Below are 16,183 nucleotides of genomic sequence, written 5' to 3' on the forward strand. Positions count from 1 at the left end.
GGTGATCGAACGACAAATACTGTCGCCCCGTCGGTCATTCGATTCGACGCCGCTCGGTGAGGGGAATAGCACTTCCCGTTCGCGCCCGTCTCCCCGGCATGAGCACCGACCCCTGTGACGGCTGTGGCCAGCCCGTGAGAATCGCCGGCGGGATGGAGAACCTCTGGGTCCACGACGAGGGTGCAGCAGGGGGGATGACGCTCGAGTTTCCCGACGACACCGAACACTTCCTCTGTTTCGCGTGTATCGAGGCGCTCCCAGAAGACCCGACGGCGGCCGACGTACGAAGGCTCGATCCAGAGGAGATTTAGCCCGTCCGGCTGAGGGGTGGACGTGGAGCCCGCCCGAATCGAGTCGGCCTTCCCCGCGCCCTCCTTCCGCGGCGCCCAGGAGCGGGCGCTCTCGGACATCAGAGCGGCGTTCGAGGCCGGAAACGACGTCGCCCTCGTCCGCGCGCCGACCGGGAGCGGGAAGTCGCTGCTCGCGCGTGCGATCTGTGGCTGTGCCCGGACGGTCGAGGAGAGTTCTCCGAAGCAGCCGACCGACGCCTACTACACCACCCCGCAGGTCTCGCAGCTCGACGACGTCGCGGAGGACCCGCTGCTCTCGGATTTCAAGGTCATCCGCGGGAAGTCGAACTACCGCTGTATCCTCCGGGGCGAGGAGGACACCCCGGTGAACCGCGCGCCGTGTACGAGAGAGCGCGGGTTCGACTGCTCGGTCAAACACCGCTGTCCGTACTTCTCGGACAGGGCGATCGCGAGCAACCGCTCTATCGCCGCGATGACGCTCGCGTACTTCATGCAGACCGCGGGCTCGGACGTCTTTCGCAAGCGCGACGTGGTCGTGATCGACGAGGCCCATGGCCTGGCCGAGTGGGCGGAGATGTACGCGACGATCGACCTCGGTCCCGAGACGGTCCCGATCTGGGAGGAGCTTCGGGTACCGCCGGTTGACGGCGGGGACGGCGAGGGGGCGGCGGGAGCGAACGACGGATCCGAAACCCGTCTCGACCGCCTCGTCCGGTTCTGCGAGCAGCTCTCGACTCTGTGCTCGGACCGGAAGGAGGAGCTCCTGGAGAAGCCCGAACTGACCGCGGAGGAGGCCGCAGAACGCGACCGACTCGCCGAACTCGTCTCGGAACTCGACTGGTTCGTCTCCGACTACCGGAACCCGGAGAGCCCGACGACGTGGGTCGCGGATCAGCGTCCGGACCGGTCGCTCGCGATCAAGCCGATGAACCCGGAGCGCTACCTCACACACACCGTCTGGGACAGAGGAGAGACGTTCGCGCTGCTCTCGGCGACGATTCTGAGCAAGGAGGCGTTCTGTCGCGGGGTCGGCCTCGATCCCTCGCGGGTCGCGCTGGTGGACGTCCCGCACACGTTCCCGGTCGAGAACCGCCCGCTCTACGACGTGACCTGCGGGAAGATGACCTACGACGAGCGCGAGAAAACGATCCCGAAACTCGCGCGGACGCTGGTCCGGGTGATGGCCGCCCACGGTGAGGAAAAGGGGATCGTCCACTGTCACTCGTACGCGATCGCGGACCGGATCGCCGACAGCCTCGACGACTTCGGCGTCGGCGATCGGGTCCGACGACACGGCCGTGCGGACCGGGACCGGGCGCTCGAAGCCTGGAAGGCGAGTTCCCGACCGGACGTCTTCCTCTCGGTGAAGATGGAGGAGGCGCTCGACCTGGAGGGGGAACTCGCCCGGTGGCAGGTGCTCTGTAAGTGTCCGTATCTCAGCACGAGCGACTCGCGAGTGGCCCACCGTCTCGAGCGGGGACAGTGGGCGTGGTACCGCCGGGCAGCGCTCAGGACCGTGATCCAGGCCTGTGGACGTGTCGTCCGCGGTCCCGACGATTACGGGGCGACCTACCTCGCGGACTCGAGCCTCCTCGGGCTGTTCGACCGTACTCGTACCGATATGCCCCCGTGGTTCCGCGAGCAGGTCGACCGGATGGAGCGTCCCGACCTGCCGCCGTTCGAGGAGGCGGCGGGTTGTGCGCCGGGCCGATTCACCCCCCACTCGGAGGGTAGTGACGGTGGATCGAGTACTCGGGGATCGCAGACCGGTCGATCGGGGTTCGAGAGAAACGAGTCGGGGACGGAGCGATCGACCGGGGGGTCCGGAGGCTCGCGGGAGCGACGGCACCCGCTCGCGGACGTCTGGGACGACGGTTAGAGCAACGCGAGGCCGTAGCCCGCCATCGAGACGACCATCAGCGCCACGAGGAAGACCGCGATGATCTGCTGTCGGTCCATATCGATCCATCGGGCACGGACCGTATTAATCCCTGACGGCTCCCCGCTTCTCGTGTTCGGATCGGCAGGCCACTCGTACGGACTCTATTGCCCCTCTCGTGAGAGCGCCAGCCCCCTTCACTCGACGCGAGCGTCGACGACGACGTGTGAGACGCCCTCGCTGTGGCCCTTCACGACCCGTCTGTCGAGGACGGAGACCTCCCTCCCGTTGCGCTCCGTGGCCTCTTGGAGCCGCTCAAACGGGCGGTCCCAGAGCAACCCGTTCGGCGTCGCCTCGTGGAGGTGAAGCACTCCACCCGATCTGATCGCCGTGAGCGCGCTGTCGAGGTACTCGTGGGCGTCGTAGTAGCCCATCACGACGCGGTCGGCGTCCGCCTCGACCGCCCGGCAGTCCGCCCGGTAGGCGTCGATCCGGTCCGAGACCTCGTTGAGCATCGCGTTTTCGAGCAGGTACCGGAAGGCGACGGGGTTGCGCTCGACTGCCGTCACTCGTGCGCCCGTTCGCGCCATCGGGAGCGTGAAGTAGCCGATGCCGGCGAACATGTCGAAGACCGCCTCGCCCTCCTCGACGACACAGCCCATCCGCGCGCGCTCGGCCTGGTTTCCCGGCGAGAACATTACTCGGGAGAGATCGAGCGCGTACCGGGTGCCGTGTTCGGTGTGGACCGTCTCCGTGTCCCCAGCGCCCGCGACCACCCGCACCGACGGCTCCCTGTGCTCTCCCGAGACCCCCTCGTTCGCGAGCACCGTGTCGGCGTTCCCGTGGAGCGCGAGCAGTGCCTCGCCGACCTCCTCCTCCCGGGGACAGTCTCCAAGCGTGACGAGGACGACCGATCCGATCACCGCCCACGAGCCGGGCGCGGAGTCGACCTCCTCCTCGGTCCAGCCCCGATCGCGGAGCAGCGTCTCGAGCGTGCGCGAGCGTGGCTCGGGGTCGGGCTGTCGGATCACCCTCTCTACCTGCGTCTCAGTCGGCTTAGCGACGACGGGGAGTTCGACCCGCTCGTCGTCGTGGCCGCGGATCTTTCGGCTGTCGTCGTAGACCCCCTCCCGTGTCAGGGCCTCGATCGCTCGTTCCGCGCGGGGCTTCGCGACGACTACCGCGAGCGATCTCTCCTCGTTCTCCCGCCCGTCCACGTTCATTCGACCGACTCGCGCGGGAGCGCGTGGAGGCCGACACGGCTCTTGAGCACGAAGACGGTCTCGCTCCCCGTATCGAGATAGCTCGGCCGGGGGATCGTCGTCGAGGCGTAGGTCTCCGGGTCGAGCACCTGGACCGCGTTCTCGTCCTCGACGGTGACGAGCGTCGTCTCCTCGGCGTCGTCGACCGAGCCGAGCTTCCTCGCGTCGGGCGTCTCGCCCTCCTCGTACGCCGACTCGTACCGATCGCCGGTCGTGAGCCGCTGTCCCTTTACCGCTCCGCGAACGCTCCGTACGAGCACCGGTCCCTTCCCGTCGTCGGGGTCGATCACGTCGCCCTGGCGGAACCTCGGCAGGCGAACCGAGTAGGTGACGCGGTAGACCTCGTTCCCGTCGGAGTCCTCGGTGACGAGCGTCGCGTGGTCCTCGATCGTCCCCCCGAGCCGCCGGGTGATCCGATCCGAGATCGCCCGACCCATCTGCGTCGTCGAGATCTTCACGTCGAGGCCGTCGTCGGTCTCGTCGGTCTCAGTGATGAACGCGTTCCGGTCACCCGCGTCCTCGCGCTCTCGGATGTACGTCTCGGCGATCTCGCGCGCGGTGGCGATCTCGTCGGCGTCGGGCGTTCGCTCGGTGGCTCTGACCTGGATCAGACTCGCCCAGTAGCCGCCCGCCTTGCGCCCACACTGCGTGCAGGTCTCGCGAGCGATCGAGACCGGGACGGTGACGTGCTCTTCGACCGGCGTTCCCCGAACCGTGCCGGTGAACGTACAGTGCATCCGGATCGTGTTCACGTCGATCTGTTCGGGATCGACGCCCCAGGCGACGTCCTCGGCGTCGACGTGCACCGAGAGCGCGTTCGTCACCTCGTCGATCGCGACGTCGGTGTAGTCGCGCGCGCCGACGTCGATCCACCGGTTTCCTCGATACACGGCCCCGCAGGTCGCACAGGTCCGAACGCGGATCTTCTCGGGGGCCGAGACCAGGTCGAACTCGTTCAGATAACACACATCACAGATCCCCGGCCGCTCCCGAGAGCTCGCTCGCTCGCGTTCGGCGGGCGAGAGCGTCCCGCCGCAGCGAGGACAGAGCTGGCGTGACTCGGTCATGGTGGGCAGGAGGGGACCGAGGCGATTAAGCGCGTGGATCGGGGCGGGATCCGTGTGTACCGACACCACGTCGCGCGATTCGGAGGCGGATACTTTTAATCGGTCGGGCGCCTAGCACCGGGCATGAGCACGCAGTGGCAGACGGACTGGGGGCTCCGTGGGCGGATGATCTTCACGGGGTTCTTGCTGTTCGTCCTCTACATCGTCTTCCTCGGGATCCTCACGGCCTACATGGGCAACATGATCGCCGCCCTCCCGTTCATTGCCGGGTTCATGTTCGTCCAGTACTTCTTCAGCGACAAGATGGCGCTGTGGGGGATGGGCGCGAAGGAGGTCTCCGAGGAGGAGTACCCCGAACTCCACGACATGGTGACCCGTCTCTCCCGACAGGCCGACCTCCCGAAGCCGAGGGTGGCCGTCGCGGACTCGCGGGTGCCCAACGCGTTCGCGACCGGTCGAAACCAGCGCAACGCGGCGGTCTGTGTCACCACGGGCATCATGGGGACGCTGAACGAGGAGGAACTGGAGGGCGTGATGGCCCACGAACTCGCGCACATCAAGAACCGGGACGTGATGGTGATGACCATCGCCTCGTTCCTCGGCACGCTCGCGTTCATGGTCGTGCGCTGGGGCTGGCTCTTCGCCGGTAACGACCGAAACGCCGCGCCGATCTGGGTCGCGATCCTCGCGTCGATCGCCGTCTGGATCGTCTCCTTCTTCCTGATCAGGGCGCTCAGCCGGTACAGAGAGTACGTCGCCGACCGCGGCGCGGCGGCGATCACCGGCAATCCAGCGGCCCTGGCCTCCGCGCTCATGAAGATATCGGGGCGGATGGACAAGGTACCGAAGGAGGACATGCGCGAGCAGGCGGAGATGAACGCCTTCTTCATCATCCCCATCCGCTCGGGCTTCATCGGGAAGATCGCGAGCACCCACCCGCCGACCGAAAAACGCATCGAGGCGCTCCAGCAGCTAGAGCGCGAGATGGCCGTCTGAGACGGCGAATGGCAACGATTTTATAGCACGTCGACAGATTCTTCCCCCATGAGCGGCGTGAGAAACTGGGTCTCGGAGAACCCGCTGTTTTCGCTCGTAGCGCTCGTTCTCGGCTCCGGCATCGCAATCACCGGGATCGTTTTCGGCTTCGTGTTGCTGGTCGTCCTCGTCGGCGAGGCACCGTTTCTGATCCCGATCCTCGCGGGGCTCTTGCTCGTCGTATCGCTGCTCGCGATCTACGCGGCCAGGCGGGGCTACCTCTCGATCGGGAGCGACGCGAGCGACGCCGAGGAATCCGAGGAGGCACTCGACCCGGTCGATGAGCTCGAACGCCGGTACGTCAGGGGCGAGATCGGCGAGGAGGAGTTCGAACACCGCCTCTCGGTGCTGCTGGACGCCGACGACCGCGCGGGTCGCGAGCGCGACTGGGATCGGGAGCGGAGCGGGGAGCGCGAACTCGAGTTCGAGCGGTAGGTCGGCGGGATTTTGTATTTCGATACCTACCCCCGAACTATGGGTATCCTCGATACGATCCGCTCGTTGCTGGGCACGAGCGCCGAGTACGACGCGACGCGCGACGCCGACCCGGAGGACCTCTTCGGGATGTCGACGGCGTACATGACGATGGAGGCCGATCTCGGCTTCGAGAACGGGGACGCCGCCGCGCTCTGTTTCTCGAACGTCGACAGCCGGAGTTTCGAAGAGACAGTAACTGAAGTCGAGGCGATCCTCGAGGCAGGCGAGGTCGAGACCGGGACCAGCGCGCGCTTCACGACGGACTCGCAGGGCTACCGGTGGGTCGTCCTCGAGGACAGCCACCCCGAGGACCTCGTCACGAGCATCCACTTCGCCGCGGACACGTTCATCGAGGAGGGGTTCGGATCGCGCCTGCTCGCGGCGGTATTCGCGTTCCGGAAGGACGGCCAGCGCGCGTACTGGATCTACTCGTTTCGGCGGGGCTCGTACTACCCGTTCGCACCGCAGTCGGGACGCGAGCGCAACAGCCAGGTCGAGTTCAAACTCCAGAGCGTGCTCGACGGTGAGCTAGATGTAGAGAGCGACACGGAGTACTGGTATCCCCTCTGGCCGGATCGTGGAAAGACCCATCCGTGGGACTGACCTGACGGAGAATCGGAATCGAGCTCCGGACTGCAGCATCCGTGTTACCACGCATCGTATCGGAATCTGTACCTCTCTGCCTTCACTTACACTTCGCTGTTAACGTGGGTTTATAACCGATCGGGCACAAGCGGAGGTATGGCAGCGACCGAAGACTTAGAGGAGCTTCCGGGCGTCGGCCCGGCGACCGCCGACAAGCTGAAGGACAACGGCTTCGACACGTATCAGAGCCTCGCCGTCGCGAGCCCGGGCGAGCTCTCGAACACGGCCGACGTCGGCGAGTCCACCGCCGCGGACATCATCAACGCCGCGCGGGACGCCGCCGACATCGGCGGGTTCGAGACCGGGACGAGCGTGCTCGAGCGCAGAGAGCAGATCGGCAAGCTCAGCTGGCAGGTCGACGCCGTCGACGACCTCCTCGGCGGCGGCGTCGAGACCCAGTCGATCACCGAGGTCTACGGCGAGTTCGGCGCAGGCAAGTCCCAGGTCACCCACCAGCTCTCGGTGAACGTCCAGCTCCCGCGCGAACACGGCGGTCTCGAGGGCTCCGCGATCTTCATCGACACGGAGGACACCTTCCGTCCGGAACGGATCGACGACATGGTCCGCGGGCTCGACGACGAGATCATCGAAGCCGCGATGGCCCACCGCGAGATTGAGGGTACCGCGGACGACGAGGAGGCGGTCGAGGCGCTCGTCGCCGACGTCCTCGACAAGATCCACGTCGCGAAGGCGTTCAACTCGAACCACCAGATGCTCTTAGCGGAGAAGGCGAAGGAGCTCGCCGGCGAGCACGAGGAGAGCGAGTGGCCCGTTCGGCTGGTCAGCGTCGACTCGCTCACCGCCCACTTCCGCGCGGAGTACGTCGGTCGTGGTCAGCTCGCCCCGCGCCAGCAAAAATTGAACAAGCACCTCCACGACCTGATGCGGATCGGCGACCTGTTCAACACCGCCATCGTCGTCACCAACCAGGTCTCGTCAAACCCCGACTCCTTCTTCGGCGACCCGACCCAGCCGATCGGGGGGAACATCCTCGGGCACACCTCGACGTTCAGGATGTACCTGCGGAAGTCGAAGGGCGACAAGCGGATCGTCCGGCTGGTCGACGCGCCGAACCTCCCCGACGGCGAGGCGGTCATGCGGGTCGAGGGCGGCGGGCTGAAGCCGGAGTAAGCCGTCGTTCTCTCACGGTAGACAGTCGAGTAAGCCGATCGCGAGGCCTGATACGGACTGCTGTACGTCCACACCGGTCAAGACCGGTACCCGCCGTTCGGTCCGCACGGTACACAGGTACAGCAGTCTGATTGCTAGGGGGGTGATTGGCGAGCGCGGCGACCGTGTCGGCGTCGATCCTGCGATGATCGGGTTAGTCCCCTCGAATCGAGAGGGGCGCCGATCGCGGGCGTCGAACGGCGCAACGGCTTTGACCCTCACACGACCTGATTCGAGCAATGGCACGTTCGACCTCCTCGGGACCGATCTCGCGGCTCAGCGCCGACGCGTTTCTCGCCGGCGTCGCCGTGATCGTCCCGCTGATCGTCACGCTGTACATCCTCTGGATCGGCCTCCAGTTCCTCGGCCGGGCGCTGACGCCTCTCGCCAGCCTGCTCGTCTGGGCGGGCTTCGAGGGGCTGATCGACAGTCTCCCGATCGTCGGCCTGCTCGTCGAACTGGGGATCTACGGATCAGCGATCGCGGCGATCACCGAGTTCGTCGCGTTCGTCGTGCTGATCGGGGTGATCCTGCTGGTCGGGTCGATGGCGAAACACAGAGCCGGCGAGCGAGCGATCCAGGTCTTCGACTACGCCATCGCCCGTATCCCCGGCGTCGGGACGCTCTACACGAGCTTTCGCCGCGTCGGCGACATGATGGCGAGTGATACGATCGAGGAGTTCGAGGGAGTGAAACTCGTCGAGTTCTCCCCGACGGTCCACGTCCTCGGCTTCGAGACGAACGCTGCCCCGCCGGCGGTCACCGATGCGATGGCGACCGACGACGTGATCGCGATCTTCATCCCGTTCGCGCCGAACCCGGTCACCGGTGGCTTTCTCACGTACATGCCCCGCGATCGAGTCACCGATCTCGACATGACCGTCGAGGACGCGGTCAGGAACGTGATCACGAGCGGGATCGCGGGCGAGGAGGCCTCGGAGAAGTCGCTCGGGGTCGGGCCGGCGTCGTCGGCCGTCCACGGCTCGCCCTCCTCGGGCGCTCACGCGCCCGGCCCGTTCGGCCCGCTCGGGGGCCAGCCGTTCGTCGCCTCCGGCGAGTCGGGATCGGAGGCGAACCGGCGGCGGATTTAAACCGACGCCGGACGAACCCTCGTGTATGAGCGAGAACGAGGGGCGTCGGTCCCTTCGCATGCCCGAGGAGGGCGAGGTGTTCGCGGAGGTGACGGACATGCTCGGGGCGAACCGGGTGGCGGTGCGGTGTGCCGACGGCACCGAGCGGACAGCGCGCATTCCGGGTCGGATGCGAAAACGCGTCTGGATCAGGGAGGGCGACGTCGTGCTCGTCGAGCCGTGGGACTGGCAGGACGAGAAGGCCGACGTCACCTGGCGCTACGAGAAGGCCGACGCCGACCAGCTCCGCCGCGAGGGCCACATCCAGTGAGCAGTCCCCGATGACCGACGAGGAGTACGGGCTGCTCGAACCCGACGCGGTCTCCGGTGTCGGCGACGAGTGGGAGGAGATCGACGTCTCGGACACCGAGGCCGACCGGATCGCCCGGAGACGCGACCGGGAGTTCGACGAGTTCAGGAAACGGATCAAAGACGCCGACCAGTTCAAGGTCGAGGCGTCGGTCTTCGATGACGCGACCTACGGGGCGATCTACCGGCTCGTCCAGCACGGCCACATCGAGGCGTTCGGCGGTCCGATCTCGACGGGCAAGGAGGCGAACGTCTTCACCGCCCTCAGCGCCGACGGCGAGGTCGCGGTGAAGATCTACCGCATCTCCGCGAGCGACTTTCGAGATATGAGCGAGTACCTCCAGGGCGACCCGCGGTTCAGGAACCTGAAACAGTCGAACAAGAAGTCGATCGTCCTCGCGTGGACGAAAAAGGAGTTCGCGAACCTGGAACGAGCGCAACGGGCCGGCGTCCGGGTGCCGGAGCCGATCGCCGTCGAGCGGAACGTGCTCGTGATGGAGTACATCGGGGCCGAGGGCGGGCGTGCGAAACGGCTGAACGAGGTCCACGTCGAGAACCCCGAAGTCGCCTACGAGGTGCTTCGCGAGTACATGCGCCGGCTCCACGGCGCCGGCATCGTCCACGGCGACCTCTCGGAGTACAACGTCGTCGTCCACGAGGGTCAGCTGGTCGTCCTCGACATGGGCCAGGCGGTGACGGTCCACCACCCCCGATCCGACGAGTTCCTCGCGCGGGACTGCGAGAACGTCGCCGCCTTCTTCGCCCGTCAGGGCGTCGAGGTGACCGGCGAGGAGCTCGAGGCGTTCGTCCGCGAGGAGAGCGAGACGTAGCATCTCGGTCCGCCTCTCGTCCGTCCTCTCACCGAATCCCTGCTCGTCCTCGATCGAACGTCTTCGAGCCGTATCCGTTCCTGAAATCTGAACGATCGCTCTCGACTGATCGCCCGGTGGTTACTTGTCGTCGGTGATTCTCGATTCCCCTAGATGACCGAGAGCAAGCCGATTCCCGACTGGGAGTTCAAAGAGCGTGACGTGATCATCTTGAAAGAGCTGACCAGAGATCCACAGCTCTCCTCGCGCGACCTCCGGGAGATACTCGCCGAGGAACACGGGATCGAGGTCTCACACGTCACGATCAGCGAGTCGATACGAAAGATGCGCCGTGACGGCGTCTTCCGCGAGGCGATCATCCCGAACGAGGAGTACCTGCTCTTCTCGCTGTTCGAGTTCCAGTTCGACCCCGAACACTTCGCCGAGTCCTGGCGTGTCGCGATGGAGGAGATCCGGGCGGACGAACACACGTTCATGTACTTCCTCTCGGACGGCGAGTACCAGTGGAAGACGATCATGATGTTCGAGAACCGAGAGCAGGAGTCGCGGTGGATTCACGAGTTCTACAAGGAACACGGCCGGCTCGTGAACAACCTCCGGAACTCCGTCGTCACGAACGTGCTCAAGTTCGGCACCGACCCGGAACTGTTCGACAGCCTCAACCTCGTTCGAGATCGGTGATCCTCGCCGACTCGGCTCGCCGTCGCAACCGATTCACCGACTCGGCTCGCCGTACCGAACGAGTCCGTCGAGCTCGCTCGTCTCCACCTCGGAGAACGCCTCGCGGGCGATCGAGCGCTTGTGGACCTCGTCGGCACCGTCGATGATCCGGAACTGCCTGACCGACTCGTAGAAGTCTCCCAGCGGTAGATCCCGCGAGATCCCCGCACCGCCACAGAGCTGGACGGCGGTGTCGATCGCATCCTGTACGGCCTCGGCCGCGTAGGACTTGCACATCGCCACCTCGATCCGTGCCTCGCTCCCGTCCTCTATCTCTCGGGCGGCGTGGCGCACCATCGTCCGGACCGCGTGCAATCGTGTCTCGGCCTCGGCGACCGCGAACCGCGCGGACTGCTTCTCCGAGAGCGGCTCGCCGAACGCCTCGCGCTCGCTCGCATACGCCTTCGCCACCTCGAGGGCGCGTTCGGCCATCCCCGAGTAGCGCATGCAGTGGGTGAGCCGAGCGGGCCCGAGTCTGCGCTGGACCTGCCCGAAGCCGTCGTGGAGCTCGCCCAGAACGTTCTCCTCGGGCACCCTCACCTCACTGTACTGTATCTCTGCGTGACTCGTCCCGAGTAGCGTCTCCCCGACGTGGGGGATGTCGCGAACGATCTCCACCCCGTCGGCGTCTGCCGGGACGAGGAACGTCGAGCAGCCCTCGTAGGGGTGGGCCTCGTGGTCCGTTCGCGCGAAGACGATCAGCACGTCGGCCTCGCTGCCCTGCGTCGTCCACCACTTGTGGCCGTCGATGACCCACTCGTCGCCCTCCACTCTGGCCTCGGTCCGCAACATCTTCGGGTCGGACCCGCCGCCTTGCATCGGTTCGGTCATCGAGAACGCCGACCTGATCTCGGCCTTCGCGAGCGGACGGAGCCACCGCTCTCTCTGCTCCTCGGTTCCGACGAGTTCGAGGAGGTGCATGTTCCCCTCGTCGGGAGCGTCGACCCGGAGGGCGGCCTGTGCGAGGAGACTCCGGCCCGCCTGTTCGAACGTCGGCAACAGATCGCGAAACCCGAAGCCGAGCCCACCGTACTCCTCGGGGAGCTGTGGCCCGTAGATCCCACGCTCGCGTGCCTCCTCCCTGAGGTCGGCGATCACGCTCTCCTCGACCGGCCCGTTCCCGAGCCACTCGCGCTCGACCGGGAGGACGACCTCGTCGACGAACGTCCGGATCTCCGCCGCGAGCTCGCCCGCCCGCTCGGAATCGTGGTACTCCATGTGCTACCCACCGACAACGATGGTAAAAGCGTATCCCCGATTCCCGTTCAGCGGGCACCGAACCCGTACGCTTTCGTACCCGCACTCCGATGTGCTTAACAATGTTAGGGATCTACCCGGCGGATCGAAGGGTGACCGCCCCGTGAGCGACCGGTCGTACCTCGACCGGCTGGTCGACGGGGAGGCGCTTCGGTCGTATCTGGAGTCCGAACTCGGAGGTGTCGAACGGTTCGCGTTCGAGCGCCACCCCGAGGGCCACTCGAACGAGACGCTCTTTCTCACCTGGGGTGAGCGAGAGCTCGTGCTCAGACGACCACCGCCGGGCGAGACCGCCGACACCGCCCACGACGTCCTCCGGGAGTACCGCGTGATGGACGCGCTCCAGGACACCGACGTCCCGCTCCCCGGGACGGTCCTCGCCTGCGAGGACGAGTCCGTGATCGGCGGCGACTTCTACCTGATGGAGCGACTCGCAGGCGACGTGATCCGCGGCGAGGAGCCCGAGCGGTTCGCCGTTCCCGCCCACCGCGACCGGATCGGTACGGAACTCGTCGAGACGCTCGCGGCGATTCACTCCGTCGACGTAGAGGCAGTCGGCCTGGCCGAGTTCGGCCGTCCGGAGGGGTTCACCGAGCGCCAGGTCGAACGCTGGGGGAAACAGATCGACTGGGCCGCGGGAACGACGGCCGAGGAGCGCGAGGTCCCGGAACTCGACCGGGTCGGCGAGTGGCTCGAGGCGAACGTCCCCGGGGAGTATCCGCACACGCTCGTCCACGGCGACTACAAGCTCGACAACGTGCTCTTCGGTCCCGGAACGCCGCCGGAGATCGCGGGCGTGATGGACTGGGAGCTCTCGGCGCTCGGCGACCCCTTTACCGACCTCGGCTGGACGCTCTCGTTCTGGCACGATCCGGCGGACCCGCCGCCGGCGATCCCGGAGCTCTACCCGACGTTCATGACCCGGGAGGGCTACCCGACGAGGGACGACCTCGTCGAGCGGTACGAGGCGGCCACGGGCTACTCGTTCGACCACGACCGGTTCTACCGGTCGCTCGCGGTCTACAAGATGGCCGGCCTCGGCGAGATGTTCTTCGCCAGGTACCTGAACGGGGACAGCGACGACCCGCTCTACCCGGGGATGGAGACGCAGGTCCCGAAACTCGCCGGACGCGCGATCGAGATCATCGAGGGCGAGGACTGAGCGCGGCTCGACCGCGGCTCCCGCTTCGACGTCGTCTCTCCGCGCTCTTCGAGATCGGTTCCACTGAACACCCTGTTCGAGCGAGGGTCGCCGAGCCCGTGGCTCGTCTACGAGGTTGAGCGGTCGTTGATTGCGAAATATTAGTATGATAGAAGGTCAATTCTGCAACGTACTATCGAACTAGATTACCATCTGGTAAAAAGACTCCCCCAATGATTAATACGTCCCCGTCTGAGGATCACCCGCATGGTCGAGGGCACGTTGGATACCGCGAAGGTCGTATCGCTACTGACCGGAGTCGTCCTCTTCTTCGCGCTCATGCTGTACGTCGGCTACCGGACCGAGAAATGGATTGACTCTACATCGGATTTCATCGTCTCCGGTAGGGAGATCAACTACCTGGTGATCGGAGCGGGTTTCGCGGCGATCGGGTTGGCTGGATCGCAGGTCTCCTCGTTGCCGGAGTTCGCCATCACTCTCGGGCTCCTTCCAGCCTCGCTCTACATGCTCACGTGGTGTGTTTTTCTGGTGATTTTCGGGTGGAAGATCGCACCGTACATCAGGAGAAGCGGGGTCTATACCACCTCGGAGTGGATGGAACAACGATTCGATCGGCGGACGCGGATCGTGGCAGCAATCGGGAGCGCGCTCGGCATCATCGGTGTCGTCGCGGCGCAGTTCGTTGGCCTCGGTCTCGTAGTGGCCGAACTGACCGATTTCTCGTACTTATACGCGTCGTTCGGAATTCTCGTGATCACGCTCGTCTACATGTATCTCGGCGGGCTCTGGGCGGTGACGGTCAACGACGTCATCCAGATCGTCATCGGGAGCGTCGCGATGATCGTCATCGCGACCTGGCTGTTCGTCTATTTCGGCTCACCGACCTGGCTCGCCCAGAACGCTCCCGAGATGGCCAGTCTCTCCGGAACCGGGGCGATGGAGCCCGTTGCCCTGACGTTCAATAGCCCGGTGACCTGGTTCATCGGATGGGGCGCGTTGATCATCGGCAACCAGTACTACTGGATTCGGCTGGTGAGCGCCCGCAGCGAGGAGGCCGCGAAGAAGGGAACGATGCTCGGTGGAGTCCTGACGGCGATCTTCTTCTCGTTACTCCTCGCACTCCCAGGGGCGTACGCGGTCGCAGCGTACGGTGCTCCGGCGGACGCCGGCTACCACTCCGGAGGCGTGTTCGGAGTGATGTTGCTCGAAATGCCACCGCTGATGGACGCCTTCGTCCTCGTAGCGCTCATTTCGGCCCTGATGAGCACGGCCTCGACTGCGATCATCGGCATCGTTTCGATTCTCATTCGTGACGTGTGGGAGCCACTGGTCGGTCGGGCGACGACCTCGGACGAACTCATGGGTCCGACGCGTCTCTTTACGGTGCTGATCGGTGTCGCCGCGTGGGTCTGGGCGATCACGTGGCAGGAGACGGCGGCACTCATGCTCGCACTCGGCTGGTCCTTCATCGCTCCGCTGGTGTCGGTCGTCCTGATCGGCCTCGCATGGCCACGACTGACCGCTTCTGGGGCCTTCTACGGGATCTCTACCGGAATCGTCGCCGTCCTGCTCTGGCAGTACGGACCGTGGGGACTCGGTGCGTACGCGCACGAGACGTGGATCGGGATATTCGTCCCCGCGATCGTCGCCCTCGTGGTGTCTCTGGTCACCGAGCCACCGTACTACGGCACAGCTGACTGGCAGGAGAGAGCGACGGCGGACACGCGAACGCCACGTGACGAACAACCACAGCCCGACCTGCAGGAACTCGCGCTCGAGCTTTCGAAACCGTGGACGCCGAGTGCTCGCTGGAACCGGTTCGTCGTGGACCGTGGGAGCGAGGGGGGTCTCCTTCCGACACTGCTTCGCTACGACTCCCGGGCCGCTTCGAGGGGTGAGCGCGATGAGTGAACCGTCCATCACACCGGACCTCGACGGAATCAGCGACAGGTTCGAACTCGAAGAGGGTGAGACGCTCGAAGAGAAGTACGAAGAGCTACTCACGTTCGTCCAGAGCGGTCGCAACCAGATGGACGAGTTAGCCGACGGTCTCGGGCTGAGCGGTGTGGAGACCGAGTACCTGATCCGGGAAGCGGAGAAGACCGGCGACGTGACCCGGGAGGGCTACACCGGCAAGAAGCTCTACACGATATGGATCACCGATCAGGGTGGGGAGAAGCTCCCGGAGATCTCCGAGACCGGTGCAACGCTAGCCGAGCACAACTTGACGGAACTGGACTACGAGGTGTTGAAAGTCGTCACTCACGTCGGCCCGTGCACGATCCAACCCGTTCTCGAGGAGCTCTCGACCGATCTCGCTCCGATCAAATTGATTCCGGTTCTGAACCATCTGGTACGGGAAGGTTACTGCGAGAGCTCGGGCCTGTGGCGACGGTACGTCGAGACCACGAGCGAAGGGAGGACCCTGGTCGAGACACTCGATCAGGAGATCCTCGTCGAGTGAGGACGGCCGATCCCTTCGACCCCGGTAGCACCCGTCTTCACGACGCAGATACAGCGAACTAGAACGGCTACTCGGGTCCCTTTCCTGCCTCGCGGAGGAGGACGAGTGCCGCGCCGAGTAACGCGACGTTCTTACAGAAGTTTACCTTGTTCGCCTGGCGTTCAGTCCCCTCCATCGTCCAGAAGTCGTGGATCGCGGGCGTCGTGCCGATGAAGAAGACTATCACCGCTCCCGCCGACGCGCGAGGAAACCGCCAGAGGAGGAGCCCCAAGTTGGCAACGAGTAACATCCCCGTCGTGAACGGCACTGCTATCCCGGCGAGCGGAACGCCCTTCTCGCGGGCGATCTCGACCCGTTTCTCGTTGTTCCGAAAGCCGTCGAGCGCCATGTAGGCGAGCGTCCCGCTGTAGAGCAGCCGTCCGAGTGTCGAGGGCGGGTCGGCCGTGCGGTTCGAGTCGGCCACGG

17 protein-coding genes are annotated in these 16,183 nt (G+C 65.6%); 13 read left to right on the top strand and 4 right to left on the bottom strand.

Annotation, left to right across the window (positions count from 1 at the left end; translation table 11 throughout):
* Positions 1–98 precede the first annotated feature (98 nt).
* Both V2L32_RS05700 and V2L32_RS05705 read left to right on the top strand, forming a co-directional pair.
* Positions 99–311: a DUF7561 family protein gene (locus V2L32_RS05700; RefSeq protein WP_331235509.1), complete on the top strand. Its 213-nt coding sequence runs from the start codon at positions 99–101 to the stop codon at positions 309–311.
* A gap of 22 nt (positions 312–333) precedes the next feature.
* Complete coding sequence (locus V2L32_RS05705) at positions 334–2,190, top strand: ATP-dependent DNA helicase (protein WP_331235510.1); 1,857 nt, start codon at positions 334–336, stop codon at positions 2,188–2,190.
* Between the two features lie 197 nt (positions 2,191–2,387).
* On the opposite strand, the gene V2L32_RS05710 is transcribed toward V2L32_RS05705, so the two are convergent.
* Together V2L32_RS05710 and V2L32_RS05715 are read right to left on the bottom strand one after the other, a co-directional pair.
* Positions 2,388–3,413: a class I SAM-dependent methyltransferase gene (locus tag V2L32_RS05710; RefSeq protein ID WP_331235511.1), complete on the bottom strand. Its 1,026-nt coding sequence runs from the start codon at positions 3,411–3,413 to the stop codon at positions 2,388–2,390.
* The gene (locus tag V2L32_RS05715) at positions 3,410–4,519 is read right to left on the bottom strand and encodes a 60S ribosomal export protein NMD3 (RefSeq protein ID WP_331235512.1); all 1,110 of its coding nucleotides are present in this window, start codon (positions 4,517–4,519) and stop codon (positions 3,410–3,412) included. The genes V2L32_RS05710 and V2L32_RS05715 overlap by 4 nt, the downstream gene beginning before the upstream one ends.
* Positions 4,520–4,642: 123 nt before the next feature.
* Between V2L32_RS05715 and htpX the strand changes: the two genes are divergently transcribed.
* The 8 genes from htpX to V2L32_RS05755 all read left to right on the top strand — a co-directional run bounded on the left by htpX (position 4,643) and on the right by V2L32_RS05755 (position 10,796).
* Positions 4,643–5,515: a zinc metalloprotease HtpX gene (htpX, locus tag V2L32_RS05720; protein WP_331235513.1), complete on the top strand. Its 873-nt coding sequence runs from the start codon at positions 4,643–4,645 to the stop codon at positions 5,513–5,515.
* Between the two features lie 48 nt (positions 5,516–5,563).
* A complete protein-coding gene (locus V2L32_RS05725; protein WP_331235514.1) occupies positions 5,564–5,989 on the top strand; it encodes an SHOCT domain-containing protein in 426 nt (141 codons plus the stop codon).
* Positions 5,990–6,028: 39 nt separating this feature from the next.
* Positions 6,029–6,634 (top strand): PspA-associated protein PspAB, encoded by a 606-nt coding sequence (gene pspAB, locus V2L32_RS05730; RefSeq protein WP_331235515.1) that lies wholly within the window; start codon positions 6,029–6,031, stop codon positions 6,632–6,634.
* 138 nt (positions 6,635–6,772) lie between these two features.
* The gene (gene radA, locus V2L32_RS05735) at positions 6,773–7,807 is read left to right on the top strand and encodes a DNA repair and recombination protein RadA (protein WP_331235516.1); all 1,035 of its coding nucleotides are present in this window, start codon (positions 6,773–6,775) and stop codon (positions 7,805–7,807) included.
* A 278-nt stretch (positions 7,808–8,085) separates the two neighbouring features.
* Entirely contained in the window at positions 8,086–8,937 is an 852-nt protein-coding gene (locus tag V2L32_RS05740; RefSeq protein WP_331235517.1) for a DUF502 domain-containing protein, read from the top strand.
* A gap of 25 nt (positions 8,938–8,962) precedes the next feature.
* Positions 8,963–9,247 carry a translation initiation factor eIF-1A gene (gene eif1A / locus V2L32_RS05745; RefSeq protein ID WP_331235518.1) on the top strand — a complete coding sequence of 95 codons (285 nt, stop codon included), beginning with the start codon at positions 8,963–8,965 and terminating at the stop codon, positions 9,245–9,247.
* Between the two features lie 10 nt (positions 9,248–9,257).
* Entirely contained in the window at positions 9,258–10,115 is an 858-nt protein-coding gene (gene rio1 / locus V2L32_RS05750; RefSeq protein ID WP_331235519.1) for a serine/threonine-protein kinase Rio1, read from the top strand.
* Between the two features lie 153 nt (positions 10,116–10,268).
* The gene (locus V2L32_RS05755; protein WP_331235520.1) at positions 10,269–10,796 is read left to right on the top strand and encodes a winged helix-turn-helix domain-containing protein; all 528 of its coding nucleotides are present in this window, start codon (positions 10,269–10,271) and stop codon (positions 10,794–10,796) included.
* A gap of 33 nt (positions 10,797–10,829) precedes the next feature.
* Here the strand turns inward: V2L32_RS05755 and V2L32_RS05760 are convergent, their stop codons facing one another.
* On the bottom strand, positions 10,830–12,053 hold the full coding sequence (locus tag V2L32_RS05760) for an acyl-CoA dehydrogenase family protein (protein WP_331235521.1): 1,224 nt from the start codon (positions 12,051–12,053) through the stop codon (positions 10,830–10,832).
* Positions 12,054–12,195: 142 nt separating this feature from the next.
* Here V2L32_RS05760 and V2L32_RS05765 point away from each other — a divergent pair, with 142 nt between their 5' ends.
* The 3 genes from V2L32_RS05765 (at position 12,196) to V2L32_RS05775 (ending at position 15,718) form a co-directional block, all read left to right on the top strand.
* Positions 12,196–13,254 (top strand): phosphotransferase family protein, encoded by a 1,059-nt coding sequence (locus V2L32_RS05765; RefSeq protein ID WP_331235522.1) that lies wholly within the window; start codon positions 12,196–12,198, stop codon positions 13,252–13,254.
* 246 nt (positions 13,255–13,500) lie between these two features.
* Entirely contained in the window at positions 13,501–15,165 is a 1,665-nt protein-coding gene (locus tag V2L32_RS05770; RefSeq protein WP_331235523.1) for a sodium:solute symporter family protein, read from the top strand.
* Positions 15,158–15,718 (top strand): hypothetical protein, encoded by a 561-nt coding sequence (locus V2L32_RS05775; protein ID WP_331235524.1) that lies wholly within the window; start codon positions 15,158–15,160, stop codon positions 15,716–15,718. Before V2L32_RS05770 ends, V2L32_RS05775 begins: the two co-directional genes overlap by 8 nt.
* 67 nt (positions 15,719–15,785) lie before the next feature.
* Here V2L32_RS05775 and V2L32_RS05780 read toward each other — a convergent pair whose 3' ends face one another.
* The gene (locus V2L32_RS05780) at positions 15,786–16,181 is read right to left on the bottom strand and encodes a DoxX family protein (protein WP_331235525.1); all 396 of its coding nucleotides are present in this window, start codon (positions 16,179–16,181) and stop codon (positions 15,786–15,788) included.
* Positions 16,182–16,183: the final 2 nt, after the last annotated feature.

Source organism: Halalkalicoccus sp. CGA53, assembly GCF_036429475.1.
Taxonomy (GTDB): Archaea; Halobacteriota; Halobacteria; order Halobacteriales; family Halalkalicoccaceae; genus Natronorarus; species Natronorarus salvus.